General features: G+C 59.3%; 3 protein-coding genes. 1 reads left to right on the top strand and 2 read right to left on the bottom strand.

The genetic code is table 11. From position 1 onward, the window contains the following. Window positions 1–1,765, bottom strand: a 1,765-nt coding sequence (locus AC1DVH_RS27835) for a peroxidase family protein (RefSeq protein ID WP_477756497.1), incomplete at its 3' end; no start/stop codon positions are given. 641 nt (window positions 1,766–2,406) lie between these two features. On the opposite strand from AC1DVH_RS27835, the gene AC1DVH_RS27830 reads away from it, so the two are divergent. Then, the gene (locus AC1DVH_RS27830; protein ID WP_477756496.1) at window positions 2,407–2,610 is read left to right on the top strand and encodes a hypothetical protein; all 204 of its coding nucleotides are present in this window, start codon (window positions 2,407–2,409) and stop codon (window positions 2,608–2,610) included. Between the two features lie 200 nt (window positions 2,611–2,810). Here AC1DVH_RS27830 and AC1DVH_RS27825 read toward each other — a convergent pair. Beyond that, window positions 2,811–3,537, bottom strand: a 727-nt coding sequence (locus AC1DVH_RS27825; RefSeq protein WP_477756495.1) for a calcium-binding protein, incomplete at its 5' end; no start/stop codon positions are given.

The raw sequence follows: 3,537 nt of genomic DNA, 5'->3' as shown, positions 1-3,537 counted from the left end.
GATTGAACGCGGGGTCGAAGCGATCGACGGTCTCGGTCAACATCGAGTGACCGAAGCGGTACACCACATGGGCGAACTCGGCGAGGATTGCCGGGTTGATCGAGGTGTCATATCCATTGGGCGCAAGGAATCCGTCGATCTGCGGCTGAATGGTCCGCGCGAACTCCTCGAACACCAGGTGTTGGTACTGCATTTCGGTGCCGAACTTGGCGGCCTGGAACAGACGTTCGCCGTCCCACACCAACGCTGCGATCCCGGCGGGTGTAGTCGGAATCGCGGCCACGTCGACTGCCAGCCACTCATTGAGGAAGGCCAGGTCGCCGGCGGCTATGAGGGTGTCCTTCGTTTGCTGGACCAGGCGGTTGTGCTCGGAGTGGAACACATGGTGCACGGTGGTCAGGCCAATGTTCTCGTTGACCCGGCCGTCGCCGGCAATGTAGTGGGCGTCGAGCAGTTCGTTGTCATAGGTCAGGTTGTTGCCGCCCGGACCAACGGGCTGCGCATTGCCGACAGCGATGTCGGCATCCGCCTGCAGAACCCCACCGACGACTACCGGTGCGGCATTGTGGGCGATGTCGTCGAGGAAGCCATGCCCGGTGCTCACGGCGCTGGCCAGACTGATCGGAGCAGCCCGGTTGCCTTCGACCAGTTGCGTGACGTCATCAGCTGTCCCGGCGATGCCGTCAGCACCGTTACTGATGCGAATCACCACCTGCGGCATGCCGTTCGGCCCGCGGATGAAGTTGCCGTAAGCATCGGTCGCCAGCAGCGGTACGTTGTGCACATCGGCGTCGGTCAGGTTGATGCCGAGAATGTCACGGGCCTGCGCCTTGACCACCTTCCAGGTCGCCATGCCGCCATTTTCGCCGTTGCCGTCGTCGGCAGTGCCGAACAGACCATCGGCGCCGAGATCGCGGTTGGTAATCAAGCGTCCCGTTGCAACAGGATCGCCGTCCGCATTGAGCACGTACTCGCGCAGGAACACCTGATGCGAAGGGTGCGAGCTGTAGGTCTGGCTCTGGTCGACGAAAGGCGAGGTGGTGTTGGGCTGGCCATCATCGGCAGTGCCAAGTACTCCGTCTGCGCCGGCGGTACGCACCGCACGTGGCAGCACCATGAAGTTGGTCGGGCTGCCCGCTACGAACAACGGATCGTCCGGTTGCAGCGGAATAAACACGAAGTCGGTAGCGCTCTTGGTGACCAGGTCGAGACCGTGGTCGAAGAACTGGCCGAAGAAGGTCATCCACGAGTTGAAGCTGGCGGTCAGGCCGACGTCCGGCGACACGTTGGGCATGAAGAACACGTCCTTGTCATCGGCCGTGCCGAACACGCCATCCAGCCCGGGGCTGGTGACTATCTGTACGCCTTCCTTGAGGACGTCGTCATTACCCGCACCCACCACGCCGAAGTTGAGCACACCGTCCAGGCCCGGGTCGAACGCTGCGGCGTAGGCCGCCGGGTTATTGGCGGTCTGGTCGACGATCAGGTTACTGATGATCCGTGGTTGCGGATCGGTCACCGACCCTGTCCCGGCGTATGCATCCAGAAACGAGGGATCGAGCAGGCGCGGGAAGGCATTGTCCGCGGTGCCAAACTCACTCTGGCCGGTGACCAGGTTGTTGAAGCTGCCATCGACGGTACGCAGGCCGAACGGCACCTGAGTGTTGGGAAGCAAATCAATGAGGCTTGTGCCGTCGGCATTCGCTTCTGCGATAAAGATTTGTTTAAGGATGAACTCCAGGTCCGACTTGTTGAAATTGGCCATTTTGGATTGCCCTCGATCTATTTGGGTAAAGGCACGGGACGAGAAAATCCTCCCGCGCCAAGTCAAGTGCTGGCTTGCGCAGTTTGTTGGTTATGTTTTTTTGCAAGAGCTCTGGCGTTACCCGGGACCCGGGATACACGCCTGGAATTCGCGAAATGAATTGCTCGCCGGGCGATCAGGCAGAGCGGATTCGAGCCCTGGGCGGGCCATGGAATCTGGAAGTGAAGGCGAACGTCCTGGACAGCCCCTTCCCTCTGCAAAAGCACGAAATGATCGACATAATTCTGCTCCTCTCAGGAGAATCACCGCGCCTTGCGTTGCCAAAGCGATGGCAAGCTTCAGGCGGGCGGGTCCCCCGATAACTAAGACTAAAGTTCCATAGCAAATCTTTGTCAATTTTACGTCGATAAAACAGACGACCGGTGTTAGGCCTCACAACTAGCTGTTTTTAAAAGACATATAGGAAGTTGAGTGCAGGTATAGAGCGAAATGTTATTTCTTACTGCCGGGAGTGCATAAAGCAAAGGAATAAAGTCGTAGCGCGTAACGACCTAAGTACCTTTCATGTCCTTCATCCAGAAGAAGGTTGTGTCCTTCCAGCCTTGGGTGGAGAGATTGCGCGCGCCGAACCGGAGGTACGGGTGGCCGTCGAAAAAGGCCTGAAGCAAATACAGAAAGCCTGGGCCGATCGTCTCGGTAGCCCTGATGCGGCATGGGCCGTCATCGCTCAATGTGTGGGAGCGCTAGTCCTGTCCCTAGCAGTCGAGAAAGAACGAACTCACAAGGAAATCATTGCCTCGACCCGCGAAGCTATTGAAAAGAGCTATTTCACGCCGGAAAAATAGAAAAACGTCTCCGATTATGCGAGAGCAGCTCGCAACGCCATGATCATCGCTATCGCTGCAAAACCCTGGTCGATTCAGGCCCTCCCTGAATACCCACACCGAATGCATTCATGAGGCGATTGAGTGGAAGGAGAAAGAGAGGGCATCCATTGCCCTCCCCTCTACTGTTCCGCCCTCCTGCGACGGTACTGACCAGTACCTCAGACGACCAGAATGAAGTCCGTCTGATCAACGGCCGCGCTGTTGACACCCACAAGGCGGATGGAGTCCGCTCCGATCCCGACCACGGTGTCTGCCCCGTCAGCCGTTATGCTCACGTTGGTCGCGAACACCGCGCTAGTGACCCCCATCCCCGTGATATCGAGCAAGTCCTGCCCTGCAGCCGGGTTGGCTTCGAAGTTCAGGATCGTATCGTTGCCGAAGCCTGGGGCAAACGCGAAGATATCGTTGCCGGCGACGCCGCCACTCATCACGTCGTTACCTGCGCCACCGACGAGGAYGTCATTACCCGCCCCCCCCRCGATCRYGTTGTCGAGCGCGTTGCCGGTGCCCGCAAAGTYGCCGCTGCCGCCGAAAAACAGGTTTTCGACGTTGGCRCCCAGGACGTAGCTCCCGAGCGAGGTCCAGACCGTGTCAATACCCTCMCCGCCAAGCTCGCTCACCACGTCCCCAAGCTCGGTGACTTCGTAGACATCGTTGCCGACACCGCCGGYCATCGTGTCGGCACCTGCGCCACCGATGATGAGGTCGTTACCTGCGGCACTGACGAGGAYGTCATTACCCGCCCCCCCCRCGATCRYGTTGTCGAGCGCGTTGCCGGTGCCCGCAAAGTTGCCGCTGCCGCCGAAAAACAGGTTTTCGACGTTGGCACCCAGGACGTAGCTCCCGAGCGAGGTCCAGACCGTGTCAATACCCTCCCCGCCAAGC

This window comes from Pseudomonas sp. P4_C3, assembly GCF_056402075.1.
The sequence above is the reverse complement of the archived record's forward strand: the minus strand, read 5'-3'. Positions and strand labels throughout refer to the sequence as shown.